At 50.5% G+C, this 21597-nt stretch carries 21 protein-coding genes; 10 read left to right on the top strand and 11 right to left on the bottom strand.

Annotated elements, in window-relative coordinates; translation table 11 throughout:
- Positions 1–101: 101 nt before the first annotated feature.
- The 5 genes from BJP58_RS10705 (at position 102) to taeA (ending at position 5718) form a co-directional block, all read left to right on the top strand.
- Positions 102–1427, top strand: coding sequence for a CapA family protein (locus tag BJP58_RS10705; protein ID WP_194543897.1), 1326 nt, complete (start codon positions 102–104; stop codon positions 1425–1427).
- Positions 1428–1460: 33 nt separating this feature from the next.
- Complete coding sequence (locus tag BJP58_RS10700; protein ID WP_194543896.1) at positions 1461–2234, top strand: glycerophosphodiester phosphodiesterase; 774 nt, start codon at positions 1461–1463, stop codon at positions 2232–2234.
- 4 nt (positions 2235–2238) lie between these two features.
- Positions 2239–2862 (top strand): fumarylacetoacetate hydrolase family protein, encoded by a 624-nt coding sequence (locus BJP58_RS10695; protein ID WP_194543895.1) that lies wholly within the window; start codon positions 2239–2241, stop codon positions 2860–2862.
- A 36-nt stretch (positions 2863–2898) separates the two neighbouring features.
- On the top strand, positions 2899–3705 hold the full coding sequence (locus BJP58_RS10690) for a DUF92 domain-containing protein (RefSeq protein WP_194543894.1): 807 nt from the start codon (positions 2899–2901) through the stop codon (positions 3703–3705).
- Between the two features lie 66 nt (positions 3706–3771).
- Positions 3772–5718, top strand: coding sequence for an ABC-F type ribosomal protection protein TaeA (gene taeA, locus BJP58_RS10685; RefSeq protein ID WP_194543893.1), 1947 nt, complete (start codon positions 3772–3774; stop codon positions 5716–5718).
- 177 nt (positions 5719–5895) lie between these two features.
- Here taeA and BJP58_RS10680 read toward each other — a convergent pair whose 3' ends face one another.
- From BJP58_RS10680 to BJP58_RS10660, 5 genes are all read right to left on the bottom strand, one after another.
- Entirely contained in the window at positions 5896–6930 is a 1035-nt protein-coding gene (locus BJP58_RS10680) for a M42 family metallopeptidase (RefSeq protein ID WP_194543892.1), read from the bottom strand.
- A gap of 39 nt (positions 6931–6969) precedes the next feature.
- Positions 6970–7296 (bottom strand): LapA family protein, encoded by a 327-nt coding sequence (locus BJP58_RS10675; protein ID WP_100538498.1) that lies wholly within the window; start codon positions 7294–7296, stop codon positions 6970–6972.
- Between the two features lie 108 nt (positions 7297–7404).
- Positions 7405–9195 carry an oligoendopeptidase F gene (gene pepF, locus BJP58_RS10670; RefSeq protein WP_071223371.1) on the bottom strand — a complete coding sequence of 597 codons (1791 nt, stop codon included), beginning with the start codon at positions 9193–9195 and terminating at the stop codon, positions 7405–7407.
- Positions 9196–9397: 202 nt separating this feature from the next.
- On the bottom strand, positions 9398–9580 hold the full coding sequence (locus BJP58_RS10665; RefSeq protein ID WP_071223115.1) for a hypothetical protein: 183 nt from the start codon (positions 9578–9580) through the stop codon (positions 9398–9400).
- Between the two features lie 3 nt (positions 9581–9583).
- Positions 9584–9817: a hypothetical protein gene (locus BJP58_RS10660; protein WP_071223114.1), complete on the bottom strand. Its 234-nt coding sequence runs from the start codon at positions 9815–9817 to the stop codon at positions 9584–9586.
- A gap of 195 nt (positions 9818–10012) precedes the next feature.
- Here BJP58_RS10660 and BJP58_RS10655 point away from each other — a divergent pair, with 195 nt between their 5' ends.
- Positions 10013–10210: a cold shock domain-containing protein gene (locus tag BJP58_RS10655; RefSeq protein WP_006211711.1), complete on the top strand. Its 198-nt coding sequence runs from the start codon at positions 10013–10015 to the stop codon at positions 10208–10210.
- Between the two features lie 92 nt (positions 10211–10302).
- Here the strand turns inward: BJP58_RS10655 and BJP58_RS10650 are convergent, their stop codons facing one another.
- Complete coding sequence (locus tag BJP58_RS10650) at positions 10303–11493, bottom strand: MFS transporter (protein WP_194543891.1); 1191 nt, start codon at positions 11491–11493, stop codon at positions 10303–10305.
- Positions 11494–11736: 243 nt separating this feature from the next.
- Here BJP58_RS10650 and BJP58_RS10645 point away from each other — a divergent pair, with 243 nt between their 5' ends.
- Positions 11737–12819 (top strand): tetraprenyl-beta-curcumene synthase family protein, encoded by a 1083-nt coding sequence (locus BJP58_RS10645; protein WP_233355033.1) that lies wholly within the window; start codon positions 11737–11739, stop codon positions 12817–12819.
- A gap of 21 nt (positions 12820–12840) precedes the next feature.
- Positions 12841–13812 (top strand): 6-phosphofructokinase, encoded by a 972-nt coding sequence (gene pfkA / locus BJP58_RS10640; RefSeq protein ID WP_113060346.1) that lies wholly within the window; start codon positions 12841–12843, stop codon positions 13810–13812.
- A 171-nt stretch (positions 13813–13983) separates the two neighbouring features.
- Here pfkA and BJP58_RS10635 read toward each other — a convergent pair whose 3' ends face one another.
- From BJP58_RS10635 to BJP58_RS10620, 4 genes are all read right to left on the bottom strand, one after another.
- Entirely contained in the window at positions 13984–15360 is a 1377-nt protein-coding gene (locus tag BJP58_RS10635; RefSeq protein WP_194543890.1) for an MATE family efflux transporter, read from the bottom strand.
- Between the two features lie 268 nt (positions 15361–15628).
- Entirely contained in the window at positions 15629–16816 is a 1188-nt protein-coding gene (locus BJP58_RS10630; RefSeq protein WP_194543889.1) for a putative glycoside hydrolase, read from the bottom strand.
- 388 nt (positions 16817–17204) lie between these two features.
- The gene (locus BJP58_RS10625; RefSeq protein WP_071223110.1) at positions 17205–17399 is read right to left on the bottom strand and encodes a hypothetical protein; all 195 of its coding nucleotides are present in this window, start codon (positions 17397–17399) and stop codon (positions 17205–17207) included.
- Positions 17400–17571: 172 nt separating this feature from the next.
- Positions 17572–18393, bottom strand: a complete 822-nt coding sequence (locus BJP58_RS10620; RefSeq protein ID WP_194543888.1) for a YitT family protein — start codon at positions 18391–18393, stop codon at positions 17572–17574.
- Between the two features lie 286 nt (positions 18394–18679).
- Between BJP58_RS10620 and BJP58_RS10615 the strand changes: the two genes are divergently transcribed.
- Complete coding sequence (locus tag BJP58_RS10615) at positions 18680–20281, top strand: degradosome RNA helicase CshA (RefSeq protein WP_194543887.1); 1602 nt, start codon at positions 18680–18682, stop codon at positions 20279–20281.
- 190 nt (positions 20282–20471) lie between these two features.
- On the opposite strand, the gene BJP58_RS10610 is transcribed toward BJP58_RS10615, so the two are convergent.
- Positions 20472–20573 (bottom strand): sporulation protein YjcZ, encoded by a 102-nt coding sequence (locus BJP58_RS10610; RefSeq protein WP_194543886.1) that lies wholly within the window; start codon positions 20571–20573, stop codon positions 20472–20474.
- A gap of 188 nt (positions 20574–20761) precedes the next feature.
- Between BJP58_RS10610 and BJP58_RS10605 the strand changes: the two genes are divergently transcribed.
- Positions 20762–21565 (top strand): YesL family protein, encoded by an 804-nt coding sequence (locus BJP58_RS10605; protein WP_113060342.1) that lies wholly within the window; start codon positions 20762–20764, stop codon positions 21563–21565.
- Positions 21566–21597: the final 32 nt, after the last annotated feature.

Below are 21597 nucleotides of genomic sequence, written 5' to 3'. Positions count from 1 at the left end.
GAACTCCCCGGTGACGGGGGGTTCTATTCTTTATAGGGAAGCTGGTATAATGGGTTGAGCGACTTATTACGCGAGCTTATAAGTGAATAAAGGAGTGACCTATGCATCTGTCACGATCAGAGAAGAGCAAGGCCGAGAAGAAGGCCCGTAAGCAGCGAACCGGTCAGGTTTGGATCATACTTAACTTATGTCTGATCATTATGATCGCTGCTTTGCTTGTCTATCATTTTAAATTTAAGGAAGATCCTGTTCAGCAAACGGCTTATCCGCCCGGTATGCCGGAGTTTGGCATGGAAGGGGAGCAGGAGGGTAACCCGGGTTCCAGACAACCAGCTGACGGCGAGGGGACGGATTCGATGCCTCCGAAGACGACAGAGACGACGGAGACCGGCGAGCCCCCAGATTCCGATATGACCGAGCCTGAAGGCAGCGCAGCAGATGATCCTGGCGATTCCGCTCTCGCCAAGCGGGTGGTCATGCATTTTGCCGGGGATACCTTGTTCTCGGGCAAAGTGGAGGATGCGCTGAAGAATCACGGGTACGATTATCCGTACAAGCATCTGGGTACTGCATTCCATGAGGATGATCTGACCGTACTTAATCTGGAAACGCCGGTTACGACCGGAGGTGTTGGCGCCGCCAATAAGAAATTTGTATTCAAATCCTCACCGGACGTATTGCCGGCTCTGCGAGATGCCGGGGTAGAGGCCGTTAATCTGGCTAACAATCATATCCTAGATCAAGGACAAGAAGGACTTCTGGATACCTTGAAGCATTTAAAGGATCATGATATCCGTTATGTAGGCGCAGGACGGAATGAGAAGGAGGCCTTCGCGGCCCAGTATTTCGAGCTTCAGGGCATGACGGTTGCCTTGCTTGGATTCAGCCGTGTGCTTCCGGAGACGACCTGGTACGCGCTGGAGAACAGGCCGGGGGTGGCCGGGGCATATGACCATGTGCTGCCCAAGGCGGTTGAAGCGATCAACGCGGCGCGTTCCAAGGCCGATCTGGTGGTCGTGGTTGCCCATTGGGGAGAGGAGCTTCATAAAACGCCAAATGTTCACCAGATTAATCTGTCACGTGCGTTTATTGACGGTGGAGCCGACCTGATTATCGGCGGGCATCCCCATGTGCTGCAGGGATTGGAGCAGTACAAAGGCAAGTGGATTGCTTACAGTACCGGTAATTTCATATTTACCAAATCCTCGAATGAAGATACGTGGAAAACTGCCGTATTCCAGGCATCATGCAGTAAGCAAGGAGAATGTGACTTGAAGCTGACGCCTTACCGTACGGAGATCGGACAGGTCATCCCGCTCGAAGGCAAAGAAGCTGAGGCCTTGCTGAAAGAGGTGGAGAAGCGATCTGTCGGCGGCATAAAAATAGCGCTCGATGGTAAAGTTGTCGCTGGCAAGGCAGTGGAATAATTCTTTAAATCCTTACATCAAGGAGGTCCCACCATGAACAATTTATGTGTGGCTCACCGGGGGTTCTCCGGTAAAGCACCTGAAAATACGCGCGCAGCCATTCAGATGGCGATGGATGAGCCCTTCGTGCATTGGATGGAAATTGATGTGCAATTGACTCAGGACGGGGTCCCTGTCGTGATACATGACTATAGTGTGGACCGTACCACGACCGGGAAAGGCAAGGTGAAGGATCTGACCTGGCAGCAAATTCGGAGGATGGACGCCGGAGAATGGAAGGGACGCCAATTCAGGGGAGAGCAGGTTCCTTCGCTGGATGAGGTTTTGCAGCTTGTCAAAGGACGATTGAAACTTAATATCGAACTTAAAACGAGCGGCGACATGTATCCCGGCCTGGAGAAAGCCGTTCTGGAGCGGATTCATGCCCACCGGATGCTGCCGGACGTGGTGCTAACTTCTTTTGAGCCAAAAGCCTTGATGAAGGCCAAGGAATTGGAACCTAACGTAAAAACCGGACTTATTATCGATGCGCATCCCCGCAATTTGCTGGCGCGCTTGAAGCAAATGAAATGTTCCTTTTTATCGATCGGCTATTCCCACCTGGATGCGGCCTTTGCGTCCGATCTGGTGAAGAACGGCATTACGCCCATGGCCTGGACGGTGGATGATGCGAAGAGCATGAGATCGCTCGCCCGAATGAATCCCGCCATCATGATCTGTACGAACCGCCCCGATACATGGGGGCAGATTTTTATCCATAAAATTGCACCCAAAGTTCCATTCTGGCGAAGAAAATGGAGGTTTTAATGTTATGTGTGCCCTAGTGAATAACGTTTATTGTGTAGGTCGTAATTATCAATTGCATGCGGCGGAGCTCGGCAATGCGGTGCCGGAAGAGCCGATGATTTTCCTTAAACCCTCGCATGCCGTCGTTCCATTGGATGGCAGCGTGCTGAAGCTGCCGATGGACCGCGGCAGTCTTCATTTTGAAGGCGAGCTTGTTATTCAGCTTGCGGAGGATTACGCGCCAGGCAAGACCGTTGACGAGCTTGTAAAAACGATGGCCCTTGGCATCGACTTCACGCTGCGTGACGTACAGTCGGTCATTAAAGAGAAGGGACATCCTTGGACGGCGGCAAAAGCGTTTAAATCTTCCGCACCGCTTACGCCATCCATTGCGTTTCCCGGGACCGCGAAGCTGGCGGATATCGATTTTACCGTAAGGAAGAACGGCGAAGAGGTGCAGCGCGGGAATGCGAAGGATATGATCTTCTCCCTTCAGCACATCATCGATTACATCGGCGAGCATTATGGCCTTGGCCAAGGTGATTTAATTTTCACGGGTACACCGGCTGGTGTAGGACCGACGGAATCCGGCGACGTGTTCGAATTGTTCTGGGGAGATGACCGTCTGGGCCGCTGCGAAATCGGGTAAACGGATATATGCTTTAACACATGGGAGGGGTCACAGATGGATTGGCTGATCGGAGCGGCAGGCGCTTTTATCGTGGCAGGAGCCGCTTACAGGAAACGATCACTATCGGAATCCGGAGCCGCAGCCGCTATTCTGATGGGTACCATATATTACGGAGCAGGGAACGTGTTTTGGTTCGGAACCCTGCTTCTTTTTTTCATTACATCCACACTGCTATCCCGGTACGGGAAACAGCGGAAGGCAGACCTGGAGAAATCCTATGCCAAGACAGGCCGGCGGGATGCGGGTCAGGTCTTCGCCAATGGCGGCATCGGCATGGTGCTGTGTCTGTTAAACGTATGGATTCAATCCGATCTGTGGGTATTCCTGTTTATAGGCGTAATGGCTACGGTAACGGCGGATACCTGGGCCACGGAGTTAGGCAGCCTTAGCCGGAAGCCCCCGCGTTCCGTGCTGAATGGCAAGGTGCTGACCGCCGGGGAATCCGGCGGCGTGTCCTGGGTCGGCTCCACGGCTGCAGCGGCAGGGAGTTTACTGATTGGGGCAGGCGGATGGCTGCTTGCCGGATGGAGCGGCATGGATGCAGAGCTATTGCCGTATGTCCTGGCAGCCCTCGCCGGCGGATTGGTTGGAGCTTTCGCCGATTCGTACCTCGGAGCGACATTACAAGTGATGTATCGCTGCCGTGTGTGCGGCAAATCGGTGGAAGTGTCGCATCATTGTGGTGAAGATACCGTGCGTACGCGCGGCGCTTCGTGGATGTCCAACGATGCAGTCAATCTGGTCAGTTCGCTTCTCGGCGGAGCGGCAGCTTATGGGATTGCCGTGCTGATTGCGTTATAATGTATCCATCTTACCGATGAAACAAACGTTCAACGAAATCTATAGATGTAAGTAGGGATCATAACAATGAATATTTTGACCGTCGAACAGGTAACAAAAAGCTATGGAGACAAAATTCTGTTTCAAGATGCATCCTTCGGAATGGAGGATCAGGATAAAATCGGCATTATCGGCGTGAATGGCACAGGGAAATCCACATTTCTGCGGGTCATCGCGGGGCTCGAGCCGCCCGACTCCGGTAAAATATCGATGGGCAATCGCATTCGGGTTCGTTACCTGGCGCAGAATCCGGAGTTTGATCCGGACAAAACCGTCCTGCAGCAGGTGTTTGAGGGCGATCTTCCGGAGATGAAGGCAGTGCGGGAATATACTGAAACGATGGAGCTGCTGGAGCTGCATCCAAGTCATGAGGAGCTGCAGCAGAAACTGCTGAAGCTCAATCAGACGCTGGATACGCTGCAGGCATGGCAGCTTGAAAGCGATGCGAAAACCATCCTGTCCAAGCTGGGGATTCGGAATTATGAAGCGAAGATGGGGACGCTGTCGGGCGGCCAGCGTAAGCGGGTGGCATTAGCCGCCGCTTTGATTCAGCCTTCCGATTTGCTCATTTTGGACGAGCCGACCAACCACATAGACAATGAATCCGTTGCCTGGCTGGAGCAGTATTTGCAGAAGCGCCGCGGCGCACTGCTCATGATTACGCATGACCGGTATTTTCTGGACCGGGTAGCCAATGTTATGCTGGAGCTGGATCACGGACGGCTGTTTCGATACGAGGCGAATTACAGCCGTTTTCTGGAGCTGAAGGCAGAACGCGAGGAGCGTGAAGCCGCTTCCGAGCAAAAGCGCCAAAATTTGCTGCGGAGCGAGCTTGCCTGGATCCGAAGAGGGGCCAAGGCCCGCACGACCAAGCAGAAGGCGAGGATAGAACGCTTCGAGAAACTCAAGGATCAGGAGATGGTACACAGCTCCGGTGAACTGGACGTTTCGGTCGCTTCCACCCGCTTGGGACGCAAAATTCTGGAGATTGAAGGTCTCCGGATGAAGATCGACGACAAAACGTTAATTCAGGACCTTTCTTATATCGCTGTTCCCGAGGATCGGATAGGTATCGTAGGCCCGAACGGCAGCGGCAAATCCACGCTGCTCAATCTGATTGCCGGGCGGATTCAGCCGAGTGGCGGGGAAGTCGTGCTCGGACCGACGGTCAAGCTCGGTTATTTCACGCAGGAGCATCAGGAGATGGACGGCAGTCAGCGCGTGATTGAGTATATCAAGGATGAGGCCGAGGTTGTCCGTACGGCGGACGGTTCGGCGATTACCGCAGCCCAGATGCTGGAACGCTTCCTGTTTCCGCCCGCGCTGCAGTGGACGCCGATTGCGAAGCTGTCCGGAGGCGAGAAGCGCCGCTTGTATCTGCTGCGGGTGCTGATGAGCGCACCGAATGTGCTGCTGCTCGATGAACCAACCAATGATTTGGATATCCAGACATTGTCCGTTCTGGAGCAGTATTTAGATGAGTTCCCGGGCGTCTGTATCGTGGTATCCCATGATCGCTTTTTCCTGGATCGAACGGTGGACAAGATTATGGCCTTTGAGGGCGACGGTCAGATTCGTGTCCATGTCGGCTCTTACAGCGAATATGCGGAATGGATGCAGCGTCACGGCGGTGAAGCTTCCGGGAGCAAGGCGGAAGCATCCATAGCCAAATCTGCTTCGGGGAGCAGTGATGGCAGGGACAGCGATTCAGCTAAAGAAGCGCCGCGTGAGCGCTTGAAATTCAGTTACAAAGAACAACGGGAGTTTGAGCAGATTGATGGGCTCATCGAGGATACCGAGAGCAAGCTCGCTTCGATTCAATCCGAGATGGAGACCGCCGGCAGCGACGCAGCCAGGCTTCAGGAGCTGATGAAGGCTCAGGAGGAAACGGAGCGTGAGCTGGAGCATCTGATGGAGCGCTGGACCTATCTGAACGAGCTCGCGGAGAAGATTGAAAAGAGCAAGAAATCGTAAGGATTCACACGATCCATAAATAAAGGGGCGTCCCCAGGCATAATGCCTTGGCGGGACGCCCCTTTGTTAGTATAAGGCCAGCGTGGCTGAACCATTTTGATCATACAGCAACAACATCTTCTAAAGAGAGGATGTTTTTTTGTGAAAGTACGCGAACAGACGTTGTTTATAAAATGATCAACTGACGTAGGCCGCCAGCAGCTTTACGGTGTTAAGAACGGCTTGTTTATGCGTTCTTTCCATGGCATGGGATGCATGGACGCCCGGACCGATCAGCGCGGCCTTGATGTTGCTGCCCGCGGAAAGTGCTGCAGAAGCGTCAGAGCCGTAATGAGGGTAGATATCCACCGCATACGCAATGCCTTCGCTTTCGGCCAGCTGGATCAAACGGCTGGTCATGTCATAGTCATAGGGACCGGATGAATCCTTCGCGCAGATGGATACATCGGTTTCCTTGCAGCTTAGGTCATCGCCGATGCAGCCCATATCGACCGCAATCATCTCATTGATGTCGGCAGGAATGTAAGCCGCGCCATGTCCCACTTCTTCATAGTTCGAAATGAGAAGCTTTACATTATGTTTAGGTTTCCAGTTATCCCGCTTCATGCTTTCGAGCAAGCCGAAGAGGGCAGCGACGCTGGCTTTGTCATCCAGATGGCGCGATTTGATGTAACCGCTTGGCGTAATGACCGCACGGGCATCAAAGGAAACAAAATCTCCAACCCCGATGCCGAGTTTCTTCACATCATCGGCCGACTCCACCATTTCGTCGATCCGGACCTCCATATGGGCTTCCTGGCGCTTGAAATCGCGTGCATCGCTGTATACGTGGACGGAAGGATGCGTGGACAGGATCGTGCCCGTATATTTCTTGCCGCTGCGGGTATGGATGATGCAGTATTCATTCTCAATGCTGTTCATCATGTATCCGCCAACGGAGGTAAGACGGAGCGTGCCCTCTGATTTCACGGCACGAACCATCGCGCCAAGCGTGTCCACATGGGCGCTCAGACCAACCGTACGGCTGCCGTCTTGTCCGGGAACGGACAGAATGGCGCCGCCTTTTTCATTCCATTCGAGCGAAACATCAAGCGTTGCGGCTTCCTGTTCGATCCGCTTCATGATGTCATGGGTATATCCGGTTGGGCTCGGTGTATCGAGCAGTTCTTTTAGCAGGTTCAGCACATAAGTTTCATTCGGTTGTATCGCCACTAATTGTTCAGCCTCCTTGGTTCAATCGAACAGCCTTCCCTATTCAGCGGGGGCGTCCTTCTGTTCTTTCTTGCTTTCCTCTTCCGCAGCTTGTACTTCAGGGGTGTATCCCGTTACTTCACGGATATGTATAAGTTGCTCGGCTAACGAACGGATCTCCTTCTGCATTTGATATTGACGGTAAATGCCGAACGTGCCGACAATGAGTCCCCCGATCAGCGAGCACCCGATAATCAGCAGAATCAGCGGTACATTGACTGTGCCGAATAATAGATTCACTGCGACCGGATTGACATTGATGACGGCGAATACAGCCGTAATCAGGGCAAACAATAAGGCTGCGATTAGCGACCATTGAATTTTCATGGGGAACACCTCCTTCCTCCAAACAGTATAAAATCCCTTGCCTGTAAAGGGCAAGGGATTTTATTCCACTGGTCAATTGAGATACGCTCATACTGCCATAGCGGCTGTTTATTTCGTCAATTGCTCCATTTGGCTGATGATGTCTTCAAACACGCTCATCGCTTCACGAATCGGCTCCGGTGAGGACATATCAACGCCGGCCTTCTTGAGGATGTTAATGGAGTAATCGCTGCCGCCGCTCTTCAGGAAGCCGAGGTAACGGTCAACGGCAGGCTGGCCTTCCTCAAGGATTTGCTTGGAGAAGCTGGTCGCGGCCGAGAAGCCGGTCGCATATTTGTAAACATAGAAGCTGTTGTAGAAATGGGGAATTCGCGCCCATTCCATTCCGATCTCCTTGTCTACCTGCATGCCTTTACCGTGATATTTCACGTTCAGCTCATAATAGATGTCGGATAGATCCTGAGGAGTAAGGGATTCGCCGCCTTCCGCGCGTTCGTGCACAATCTTCTCGAACTCGGCAAACATCGTTTGACGGAATACCGTGGTCCGGAATTGATCGGCATAGTAGGTGAGCAGGTACATTTTCTGCTTCGGATCCTTGGCGTTTTTCAGCAGGTAATCCATCAGCAACGCTTCGTTCGTTGTAGATGCCACTTCAGCCAGGAAGATGGTGTACTGGGCGTCACGGTATTTCAGAGCGTTGTCGGAATAGTAAGAGTGAAGCGCATGACCCATCTCATGTGCAAGGGTAAACATGCTGTTCAGGTTATCTTTATGGTTCAGCAGCACATATGGGTGGGTGCCGTAAGCGCCCCAGCTGTATGCGCCAGTCCGTTTGTTCTCGTTCTCGTATACATCGATCCAGCCGTTGTCATATCCCGCCTGCAGGCTGCTCAGATAATCTTCACCAAGCGGCGTCAGGCCTTCCTTGGTCATTTGCTTCGCTTCTTCGTAAGTGATATCCCACTTATACTCTTCTACAAGCGGTGCGAACAAATCGTACATGTGAAGCTCATCCACGCCCAGCAGCTTCTTGCGGAGCTCCATGTAGCGGTGGAGGAGCGGCAGGCTCTCGTGAATGGTATCGATCAGGTTGGTGTAGACTTCCTTCGGAATGTTATCGCCATAGAGCGCCATTTCCAGAACGGAAGGGTACTTGCGCACGCGGGAATAGAAAATGTTTTTGTTTACATTGGCATTCAGCGTAGCCGCAATCGTGTTCTTCTGCTTGCCATAGGTTTCGTACACGGCTTTGAAAGCACGCTCGCGAACTTCGCGGTTCGGACTTTCCAGGAATTGAATATAGTTGCCGTGCGTGAGCTCGACTTCCTTGCCGTCCTCGTTTTTGATTTTCGGGAATTTCATATCCGCATTGTTCAGCATGCCGAAAATGGTCTGCGGCGCAGAGGAGAGGTTGCCGACCTGAGCCAGCAGCGCTTCTTCGGTCTTGGACAGAACATGAGCCTTCTCCCGTTTCATTTCGGACAGCGTAAACTTGAATTCCTTGAGGGTAGGGTCTTCAATCAGTTTGTCAAGCTCCGTTTCGGACAAGGACAGAATTTCCGGCGTGATGAAGGAGAGGGCTTCTCCGGCTTCGACATTCAATTTTTTGGCTTTGGCAGATAACGCCTGATATGTAGGGTTTGCTGTATCCTCATCATGATGCATGTGCGCATATACGTATAAACGTTCGGCATGATATGAGATTTCGTCCTCAAGCTCGAAGCATTCCTTAATGGAAGCCGCGTTGGTTAACTTGCCTTGATAATCGGCTGTGCGTTTCAGAAGATTCTTCAGCTCCGCATAGCTCGCATCCCATGCCTTCTGGTCAGCGAATAAATCTTCAAGCTTCCATTGATGCTCTTTAGGGACATCAGCGCGTTTTAACAATTGTTCCATGGAAATCCTCCTTGAATGATAGGTATTAGTTGGAGTCCGGGTTCCTTCAGATAAGACTTCGTTGCGGGCAGTCGATAGAGCGATCAGGCTGATTGCAATCGTAATGCAGAGCACCTTGGCGCCTCTCATGGCATCATACCTCCTCGAATTGAAGCATCCGAGCGATAGTATGCCGCGTACCCGCCACTTTCATCCTATAAATTTACGAGGAACCCAGATTCAAGAAACTGTATACAATAAGGTAAAAGGCAAACAAGATGAAGGCGACGGCAATCAGGGCCATCCCCTTCCTCAGTCCCGGCGGTATCTTATCCCGGTACATGATCATGATGGCACCAAGACTGAACGCGAGAATAATGAAGATGACAATATTCGTATAATCCATTCGTTACACCTGCTTAAAAGCAGCCATCATTTCTCTCCACTCATCTTCCCGGCCTTCAAAATCTGCTTTGGGAAAACGGTTTTGAGCCCAGTGCATCAAGGCTGGACGACTCAGAAAGGTATGGGTCTCTTCACCCCACTGGTCAGAAATTTCGCGGAGAACGATGTATCGGCCCTGAACTTCAACCGTCATCATGTTCCACTTGTCTTTTTTGTATATTTCATGTTTTTTGATCATATGCATTCTCCGTTTGCTACTTAGGCTTTTGGGTAAATGATAACGCACAGGCGGGCGTAAAAGCAAATAATCTTCTGTTAAATAGTGGCTCAAAAAAAGCCCCTTAGGGCGAATTGACGGATTGCATTGTCAGAAAACATGGGATATAATATGGATATTCGCCATAGATGGCGGTATTTTTAGGAGGTTGTTCATTTGAAAGGTACAGTTAAATGGTTTAACGCAGAAAAAGGTTACGGCTTCATTTCCGTTGAAGGTGGCGAGGATGTATTCGTACACTTCTCCGCAATTCAAGAAGAAGGCTTCAAGAGTTTGGAAGAAGGTCAAGCGGTTGAGTTCGACATCACTGAAGGTAACCGTGGTCCTCAAGCAGCCAACGTAACAAAACTGTAAGTTAGCTCCCAATACGGAGATCTTATAGAATTACCAAGGCATGAAGCACAGTTCTCGGTTAAGAGAACTGTGCTTTTTTGTATTTCAATGGGTCAAGCGCTGATTCCGCCGACATTCATATCCTCCGGCTTGGCAAAAAGGTGCCGGTAAAGAAAACCGAGACCGGCGATAAAGGCCAGGAGGGCTGCGAGCTGGTAAAAGGCCGGTCTTCCCGCCGCCTCGAACAGCAGACCGCCGAAGGCTCCGCTGAGAAGTCCTGAAACGCTTGACCAGAAGATAATGAATAGAGCCATGCCGGTCGCGCGGTACTGCCAAGGAATGATCCTTGTAATATAGCGCACCGCGGTTACATAGAACACGCCGAAGGTAATGCTGTGAAGCGATTGAACCGCAAGCACGGACAACGGGTCAGCCGCAAGGGCCATGAGCAGAAAACGGAGCGCGAACATCAGGCTTGCAAAAGTCAGCAGAGGCAGCTCCTTCATCTTGTCGCCATACTTGCTCAAGAGGAAGAAAATCGGGATCTCGCTGGCAGCCGAGACCATCAAGGACCAGCCGATGAGTCCTTCACCCGCTCCCAGCTCGGATAAGGTAAGCGTAAGAAAGGCTTCATTCATCCGGTGGGCGATGGCAAGACAGAAGGTGCAGCCGAAGAACCACAATATTTCTTTGGAACGCAATATTTTGAGAAGGGCTGCCAGCTCGACAGGCTCCGACTTGGCAGCAACTCCGTCGCGGAGAAGAAACGAGCAGAGCAGCGTGAATACGCCGATGCCGATGCCGATAGCCAATGTGGCCGACGCACCCGCGGCACTGATGGCATATCCGATGGCAAGCGCGAAGAACGCGTAGCCGAGTGAGCCGAATACGCGAATAACGGTAAAGCTGCGTCCGTACCTCTGTGCCGTTTGGATGGCCATCGTATCCGCCAGGGGATAGACCGGGTAGTAGAAAAAATAAAATAAACTGATTGTGATTAATACTACGCCGAAGCTTGCAACCTGCCATAAAACAAGCATCGTGACAAGCTGTCCGATAATGAGAATGTTCATGATGCGTTTGATGGTCCGGTATTTGTCACTGGTGTAACTCCAAATCATATTGGAGAACATGGATATAAGCGGGCCGATGGCATACAGATAACCGATCTGCGTGCTGCTGAAGCCGATTTCTTTGAAATATAGCGGAAAATAGGAAATGACAAGGGCTGTCGTGCCAAATATCGTAAACATAAAGGCGCGCAGCCAGTTCTGATCCGGTCTGGGCGTAGCGGGAAGTTTCATGCTGGGGATCTCCGTTCTTTTCACGAACCCGGCGTAGCTAACGTTATTCGTGAGGTTCATGGTCTGTTATTCAGCTCCGACTAGTATATAACATATCGCAGAATGGAGATAGATGGATTATAAGATGCGTTTACTGCCATAGGTCGTCAATGATTTGTGTTATTTGTGCAAAATGAACGATCATATTATAATAGGTTTGATTTGGATAGGTATAAAAAGACAACCATGTGGAGGCAGAGTTCATTGAATAATCAAGAGCTAAGCCGTAAGGTTCCGCGCAGTCCGGTCGGGCTGATGAGCCGGGTGTACAAATTCATACTCCCGGAAGTGCGAATCGAATTGGAGAAGTGGCGCCGGGAGGCTGAGCAAATTCCGGATGAGGAGCTACAAAAGCAGGCACTGGCCAGTATAGATACCAAAAGATTTCACTGCCAGGGCGGCGCGGTGTATGCCGCAGCCAATCTGCCGGAGAAGCATATTCTCATTCCATTGATTGTAGCTTACCAGACAATTAGCGATTATCTCGATAATTTATGTGACCGTAGTACTTCGCTGGACCCAGCGGATTTCAGACAGCTCCATCAGTCGATGCTGGATGCCGTTTCGCCTGAGACTGAGCCGGCCGATTATTACGCCCTCCGGACCGAAAGGGAGGATGGAGGTTACCTTCTCCGTCTTGTGCAGAAATGCCGGGATTGTATCGGTCAATTATCAGGATATGAAGCGGCAAAGCCCTATATAAGGGATTTGGCTGGGCTGTATACCGATTTGCAGGTATACAAGCACATCCATCCGGATAAGAGGGAAGCGGCATTGCTTGAATGGTGGTCCCAGCATGCCCACCGGACACCGCATCTGCGGTGGAACGAGTTTGCGGCAGCAACGGGATCAACCTTGGGCGTGTTCATGCTATTCTTGGCTGCAACCGATCCGTTTCTGGATGACGAGGATGCTTCGTCCATTCATGCGTCTTATTTTCCGAATGTATGCAGTCTCCACATTATGCTGGATTATCTTATTGATCAAGACGAAGACAGGCTGGGCGGCGATCTGAACTTTTGTAATTATTACGAAGATGCCGATACGATGCTGAACCGGATAGCTTCCATTGTTGAGTGGGCCCGGAAAGATGTCAGAACAATTCCCTCGACCCCTTTTCATCGTATGATCATTGAGGGGTTACTGGCGTTATATTTATCCGATCCAAAAGTCAGCGAGCAGCAACTGGTTCGCTCTGTATCCAAGCGTTTGATGAAGAAGAGTCCGATGACCCGGATTTTTTTCTACGTCAACAGCCGATGGATTCGCAAGCATAAGCATGAGTGACATTGAAGGAGGAAAAGAAACATGGCAGAGGTTAAAAAAATTGCAGTTCTTACAAGTGGTGGCGATTCCCAAGGGATGAACGCGGCGCTTCGCGCCGTTGTGCGCAGCGGTCTGTATTATGGTCTTGAAGTATATGGAATTCAGCGTGGTTACCAAGGACTTCTGGAGAACGACATCGTCAAAATGGATCTTCGCAGCGTAGGGGATATTATCCAGCGCGGAGGCACGATCCTTCGTTCCGCCCGCTGTGAAGAGTTCAAGACGGCGGAAGGACAGCAGAAGGGTGCCGACATTCTGAATCAGCACGGCATCGACGGCTTGGTCGTTATCGGAGGGGACGGCTCTTACCACGGGGCGAACAAGCTCAGCAAACTCGGAATCAAAACCATGGGCCTTCCGGGCACGATTGATAACGATATTTCCTATACGGACTATACAATCGGCTTTGATACAGCTGTGAGCGTCGTTGTAGACGCCGTTAATAAATTGCGTGACACGATGTCTTCCCATGCGCGCTCCTCCGTTGTAGAGGTTATGGGACGCCACTGCGGCGACATTGCGCTCCATGCGGGCCTTGCTTCAGGCGCAGAGACCATTCTGGTGCCGGAAGTGGAGTACAACCTTGATGAAGTGGCAACCCGTTTGCGCGAGAATTTCGCAAAAGGCAAGCGTCACAGTATCATCATCGTAGCGGAAGGCGTCGGACGCGGCGAGGACATCGTATGTGATCTTAAAGAGTGCCATGCCTCGATCGATGCACGGGTAACGGTGCTCGGACATATCCAGCGCGGTGGAGCTCCAACTCCGTTTGACCGGAACCTGGCAAGCCGTCTTGGCGATTTTGCGGTTCGCAGTCTGATTGACGGCCAATCCGATAAAGGATGCGGTATCATCAAGGGCGAGCTGGTCCTCACGGATATTGACAAGGTCGTTAACACGAAGAAAGAATTTAACCGTGAGCTTTACGACTTGGCATTGCGGTTGTCCCAATAAAATCAGCACACGTCAGTAAAAAGACCGTCTCTCATTGCAGAACGCATTCTGCATGGAGACGGTCTTTTTGTAGCGGTAAGAAAGCAGAAACTTCAGAGGCCTGTCAAAGATATTTCGCAAGAAAAACTCCCGCAGAATACGGTCTGTCTCTTAGAGGTTCTTCGGCTGACGTTAGGATGCGGATCGGGATGGAGCATGTACCTGGCGTGCGAACTTGCGCTGAACTTTGACCAGACGCATAAGCATCAGGGCAGCGCCGACGGCAAGGCCCGTGATTAACCCGATCCAGTAGCCGAAGGCTTGCCAATCGGTGTAGTTGGCGAGAACATAACCTACGGGCAGACCAATCACCCAAAACGACAGAAAAGCGAGCATGAAGGCGACATTCACGTCTTTATAACCCCGCAGCGCTCCTTGGGTCGGCGTGGCGATCGCGTCCGAGATCTGAAAGAAGATCGCGAACAGCAGAAACTGCTGGATCAGCGCCACGACGGCAGGCTCGTTGGAATATAATCCGGCAACCTGGCGGCCGGCCATAAACAGGATGACAGCCGTGATCAGCGACAGGATAACCGCTGTGCTGATGCCGAGTTTCGCGTACTTCCAGGCATCCTTCATTCGTCCCGAGCCGGCCTCGAAGCCTACAAGGATGGTGAGACTCATGCATATGCTTAATGGCAGCATATACAGTGTTGTAGCGAAATTCAGGGCCGCTTGGTGAGCGGCAATCGTTGCCGTATCAAAGCTGCTCATAAGCAGCGTCACCGCAGCGAAGACGGCGGTCTCCAGAAAGATGGAGAACCCGATCGGCACGCCGATTTTTAATAGGCTTTTCCATGCGCTCAATGAAACTCCCTGAAGCTGCCTGAAGATGCCGAAGGAAGAGAACGGGTGGCTGTTATGGATGATCACGATGGCGATGATGAGCACGGTCCAGTATGTAATCGCGGAAGCGATGCCGGCGCCCACGCCCCCCATTCTTGGAAAGCCCCAGAATCCATAAATGAACAGCGCATTCAGGCCTACGTTCACCGGCAGGGTAATCAGCGTGATCACCATGGAAATTTTAGTTTGCCCGAGCGCATCAATAAAACTGCGCAGTACGGTATAAGCGAACAGCGGAATGATGCCGATCGAGATTGCGGCGAGAAACTGGGAGGCAATCCGCCGAACTTCCGGCTCCAGGCTCATAGCTCCGAGAATGCTCGGTACAACGGCATACCCGATCGCAAGGACGACGATGGCAAGTAAGATGGACAGCCAGAGCGCCTGGTTCACTTGGTAAGCGACATTATTTTCTTGTCGCCCGCCAATGAGCTGCGAAACGATGGGGGTGATCCCCATCAGAATTCCGCTAAGGCCGGTTTGGACCGGGATCCAGATGCTTGTCGCGATTGCTACGCCTGCCAGGTCGACTGAGCTGAATTTTCCGGACATGTTGGTGTCGAAAAAGCTAATGGCCGATAAGGCTAGCTGCGTAATTAAGATGGGGATAAGAATGATTGCAAATTGCTTCAGCTTTCCCCGTGTTGTCGTAGTCGGTTGCATGTGCGATGTGCCTTTCTTATTGTAGTTTTCGGACGGTGCCACCATATTGTAGGGTTCTGCTATGGTTGGGGACAATAACTGGCTTATTGAGCGGCGACCCAAAACTCAACCAATCGTTGAATTGGAGTGCGTCAATTTGACAGATTAAGGGGCAATCCAGCCCTACCCATCATCATAGCATCTGCTGTCAAGAGAGTTCACTGAACTGCTTGAAGGCAGAAAGGGCCGACCATGTTGATGGCCGACCCTTTGCGAATGGATAATTGAATTATTTATGAGTGACGCCTTCCGTATACCGGTTGGAAGCATTCCAGAGTAAATATTCATCGACGTTTGTATCTTTGAGGGCGCGAATCTGCTCTTCGATTTCCTTTTTGCCGTACTTGGCATAATTACCGCTTCCGAGCCAGCTCGCGGTAAAGTCCTGAATCCATGGCCGGATGATCGGCTTCTGCTCTCCCAGCTCTTCGAGCTTCTTGTGGGTATCTTCCATGGACCCCTTGATGGTCTGGTAAGGAGCCTTGTCCGGTACGGGGGAGCCGAACCAGCCTGCCGTGTAATGGCTTGGGTATACCATCGGACTGATGATATCGACGTTTTTGGAAATTTTGACGAAGTCCTGCCCGATGCCTTCTGCTGCAGGCACCGAGGCCGCATAGCCGAAGATGTCAACGGATACGCGGATGCCAAGCGGTGCGAGTTCTTCCCGGGCATACTGCACAAAATCGGATACCACGTCCACGCGCGATTGATCCGTTTTGGTATACTTCAGGGAATCGGCGCGTTTCTCAAAGCCCTCCGGAAAACGGACATAATCAAACTGGATTTCCTTGAACCCGAGTTTGGCGGCTTCCTTGGCGATCTCGATGTTGTAATCCCATACCTCTTTGCTGTACGGGTTAACGAAGCTGTCGCCCCCGCCATTGGTCCACACGCTGCCGTCTCCTTTACGGAAGGAAAGCTCCGGGTTTTTCTTGGCAAGAATGGTATCCTTGAACACGACAACTCGGGCGATCGGATAAATATCGTGTTTCTCCAGCCGCTTCATCAGCTGTTTGATGTCTTTGATAAAAGGCTGGGATTTACCGAGTTCCTTCAGCTTCGGATTATCGGTTTTGTACGTTATGTATCCTTCATCGTCCTTGATGTCAATGACCATGGCATTGAGTTCGGTCTTGTCCATAAGATCCACGAGCTGATTCATTCTGGAGCCGCCTGCGCTATAAGCCGTTACATAAATGCCTTTGACTTTGGGAGCATCAATCTGCGGATCGATTTCCGTCGTGTTTGGCTTGATGCCGGATTGGCCCTGACCTTGATTGTTCTTTTGGTGCATGCTTTGAATCACGGCGGTATTTAACGATGCCTGAAGTTTGGCGGTAAGATTGTTATCTTGCGGACTGGAACCGCCGAAGCCCGCAGACGCCAAGATGAATAAAGCCAAGATGATATTCATAATTACTCTCTCCCTTGTGTACATATACATCATGATTATAAAGGAACGGATGCCTTCAAAAAGAACAGGATTGTTACAATCGACAATAAATTGGAAACGGCGGGTGAGCGTACTTAGTTCATTAAACGGGTCAAGGGCGTTTTAAACGCTAAATATCGACATTTGTGGCAGGTGGTCGTGAACAACGTGTGAACTTGGGGAGTGACAAGCATCGGAATATATTACCCGTAAGAAGGCGGACAGCGTTTACATGCAGCTTTATCTGCTGGCGGGAAATGACGTGCTTATAGAATTTACATTTATCCATAAAAAAATGCCGTTACTCACCGGTGAAATTTACCGGAGAATAACGGCACTTGTCGTGCGATATTCACGTGTTGCATAAAAATTAATGAAGCGGCGTTTGGTTCTGATGCTCGCAAATGCTGAACTGAATAATTTCAAGAGCGTCCTCCTGCTCCAGAATACTCAGCCCGTCCCTAAGAACGATCATGGAATTTAGTTCGTTCTGTCTAAAGAACGATAACATTTCCGGGAACCACTTCATGACGATTTGTGACAATTTTACCGTTTCCATTTCCATAAAAATCACCCTTTCCTTCCAAATTGGTTAGGCAGGACGTTCTTTTGTAAAACGGAAAAACAATTAAAATTGGGCCAAAGCGATGCCCGGGAAACAGATCTCATGAATATTGTAGGAACCGCGCACAAATATTATACCACAAATTTACCTTGCCCTGACAGGTGGTAAATATTTAGTTCTTGCGGAATTGACCCATGACAGCCGTGGTTTCCACGATATTAACAAAGGCCAGTGGATCCGTCTCTGTAATAATCTGTTTTAGCTCAGCCAGCTCATATCGCGTCGTGACGGTCATAAGCATATCCTTTTCTTTATGACTGAAGGCCCCCTCGGTTTTGATCTTGGTTATGCCGCGTGGGCGCTTAAGCAGCTTCTGCAGCAGAGCTTCCGTCTGGTTCGTTACAATAAAGACGGTAACCTTGATATGACTGACGTGGAGCATATCGACCATTTTTCCGGCAATATAGATGGAGGCCATGGAGGCAAGGGCCAAGTTCCAATCGTTTTCCAAATAAGCAACCGCCATAATGACGATGGCGTTCAGCGTCACGAGTACGCTTCCTACGGGGAAGTCCCGATATTTCGTAACGAGGGAGCCGATAATATCAAAGCCCCCGGTGGAACCGCCAACCCGAAAGGAGAGGCCGGTGCCGAATCCGACAAGCACGCCGCCGAACACTGAGGACAGCAGCATGTCGGTTGCAACCGGGGTGACCGGAATGAGCTCTAGGAACAAGGTAGTCACAATAACCGAGAGAACGCTGAGACCAACGAACCTTTTGCCGAGCTTGAACCAACCTGTGATAAGAATCGGGATATTGAGCACAAAATACATGACGCTGATATTAAGCGGCGTGAAGTAGCCGATAATTAGGGCCACGCCGGAAACGCCTCCGCTGAGCAGATGATGGGGAATCAGAAACAAATTAAATCCGCCGGCGATAATGATGCCGCCGAACACGATCGAGAAATAGGTCCATAGACGCTTCAACATAGGAATCACCTCCCGGTTATTATGACTTCTTTAAGCTTGCTGGTATTCCAGAAATGTTTTGTGATATAATGTATTGGATATTCTTGAGTAGTCCGTTACATTGATAACTTTGCAAGCTTATCAGGATGATTATACATTAACCAGTCATCATACTGGTGATAAGAGAAATATACCGGTTCACCTCGTGCAGAAAATCCTGCTGGCCGGGAAAGCCTATAAACGTTACCACTACTTAAGAATACAGAGAAGAAAGTGGAAGTCCACAGATAGAAGGAGTATGAACCTATTGAAAAATTTCGCAGATTTTGGCTTGGAGCCTCGCGTGCTGCAAGCAATTACTGAACTTGGCTTTGAGGAAGCCACACCGATCCAATCCCAATCCATTCCGATTGCTCTGACCGGCAAGGATATGATTGGACAAGCACAGACGGGTACTGGTAAGACAGCAGCATTCGGCCTTCCTCTTATCCACAAAATCGCCAAGGAAGAGGAGCGTATCGTCGCTCTGATTATGACACCGACCCGTGAACTTGCCATCCAGGTTGCTGAAGAAATCGGTAAACTGTCCCGTTTTAAAGGAATCCGTTCCTTGGCTATTTATGGCGGACAGGATATCGGGCGTCAGATCCGCGCTTTGAAAAAGAAGCCTCAAATTATTATCGGCACACCAGGTCGTCTACTTGACCACATCAACAGAAAAACCATCCGACTTGACGATGTCCAAACCGTTGTATTGGATGAAGCGGATGAAATGCTGGACATGGGCTTCATGGAAGACATCCAGTCGATCCTGAAGCTTGTTCCTGAAGAACGTCAAACCTTGCTGTTCTCCGCAACTATGCCGGCTAACATTCAGAAGCTGGCATCCCAGTTCCTTAAGGAACCTGAGCATGTATCCGTTATTCCTAAGCACGTTAGTGCACCTCTGATTGATCAAGCATATATCGAAGTTCCTGAACGTCAAAAATTCGAAGCATTGAGCCGCCTTCTGGATATGGAGTCACCTGAGCTTGCGATCGTCTTTGGACGTACCAAGCGCCGTGTTGACGAATTGGCAGAAGCATTGCAAAAACGCGGGTACTCGGCGGATGGTCTTCATGGCGATCTGTCCCAGCACCAACGTGATACCGTTATGCGTAAATTCCGCGACGGAAGCATCGATGTCCTCGTGGCAACCGATGTGGCAGCACGCGGTCTCGACGTATCCGGCGTTACCCATGTTGTAAACTTTGACTTGCCGCAAGATCCTGAAAGTTATGTACACCGTATTGGACGTACAGGCCGTGCGGGTAAGGAAGGTACGGCTTGGTCTTTCGTGACACCGCGTGAAATGGATCATCTGTATTTCATCGAGCGTGTGACTCGTCATCGTATTCCACGCAAGCCGTTGCCAACGATTGCCGAAGCGATTGAAGGCAAACAACGTATCATCGCTGAGCGAGTGCTTGAAATCATTGAGCAGGGTGAATTGACCGAATACAAAGGTCTTGCGATTCAATTGCTGGAGCAGTACGATTCCGTACAGCTGCTGGCAGCTGCAATGAAAATCCTGACAGGCGACAAGAAGGAAGCATCCGATATTCATCTGACGCCTGAAGATCCGATCCGTGCAAAACGCCGGAAGCCGGACATCCGCAATGGTCGCAAGCCAAGCGGTGGCTATGGCGGCCGCAGCAGCGGCGGCGGATATCGCCGTGATGGCGGCAGCGGCAGCGGTGGTAACCGTGGCGGCTACTCCAAAGGCGGATACAACCGTGATGGCGGCGGCAGCAGTTATGGCAACCGCGAGGGCGGTGGCTACAACCGTGACCGCAACAATAGCGGTGACCGTAAACCTCGTTCCTACAGCGGCGGCGAGCGTCGTCCTAACCGGGGCGGAGACGAATAATATATACGTGTAATTTCTTCTGATTGAAGAAACCAAACAGAAAAGACGAAGCAGCTGCCCACGCCAGGTGGAGCCGCGCTTCGTCTTTTTTCATGTTTAAAGAAGATGCACCCAGGGTGCATCCCCTTTAAACTCGCAGTTTTAGAGCAATACCAAGCTGATCTGTTTCACTTCATGATTCAAAGAGACATTAGATGTAGAATGTGCTGAGAATAATGACAAGGAGAATGAACAGAACCAGGACAATACCAACATTACTTCCGTAGCCGTAACCGCCGCCTTCACAAGACATACATAATCCCTCCTCTTTAAATTTGGAAATTCAAGCTTGTTGAACGGATTACGTGATATCGTATGGAGAAACAGGGGCACTGGATTGGATAAACACCCAGGTTCGTATAAATTAGGCTCTGGCAATGCATGTACCAAATAAGGTATATTAATAGATACATGCATGATTTGAGTGAGGAGGAAACGGATTTGGAAATGAAAGGAGCCATGGGTGGCTTATATAAGCTCACCGAGTGGATTACCCGTATTGCTTTTTCGAACATCTTGTGGGTTATTTGTACATCGCCTTTCCTGTTTATTGTTCTAACCAAATTCCTAATGGCCGTTCAGACACCGGATGCGCATAATGAGCAGCTGCTGTCGAACTGGGTTCTGGGAATATTATCACCGTTTGTTTTGTTTCCGGCTACGGCGGCTTTATTTACCGTTGTACGCAAATGGGTAATGGGCAATCCGGACGTGTCCGTATTTAAAACGTTCTTCAAGGGTTATAAGGAAAATTACAAGCAGAGCATGATCGGCGGTATTTTTTATACGCTGCTGTTCGTGATTATGTACGTGGATTACACGGTTTATATGACGCAGCTAGATGGTTTCCAGCTTGTCGGCATTGTGATGCTCGTGCTGCTTATCGTGCTGTTTGTCTCCCTGTTTAATTTCTTCTCCATGACCGTTCATTATGAGATGAAAACGACGCAGCTGTTAAAAAATGCGGTGCTGCTGACATTGATTCGTCCGTTTCGCGTATTTTCGACTTTGATCGGAAGCGCTGTCTTGGCGTATATCGGCACGCAGATGCCGGTGCTGTTCGTGTTCTTCCTGTTCTGCCTGATGGCATTGTTCGCATTCTTTAATTTCTATGCCACCTTCACCAAAATGCAGGAACAGCAGGAGAAGATGAAGAAAGCGGAGGAAGAGGAGTCCGAAACCGAACAAGCTCTTCTGGAGAGCATGGAATCTGCCAAAAAGGGAGAGAACGGATCGAAACCTTAGTACGCGAGGTTTACTTTTCCGGCAAAACCCCC

This window comes from Paenibacillus sp. JZ16, from assembly GCF_015326965.1.
GTDB lineage: Bacteria > Bacillota > Bacilli > Paenibacillales > Paenibacillaceae > Paenibacillus_AQ.
Note: the sequence above shows the minus strand (reverse complement) of the source record. Positions and strands in the feature narration are given on the sequence as shown.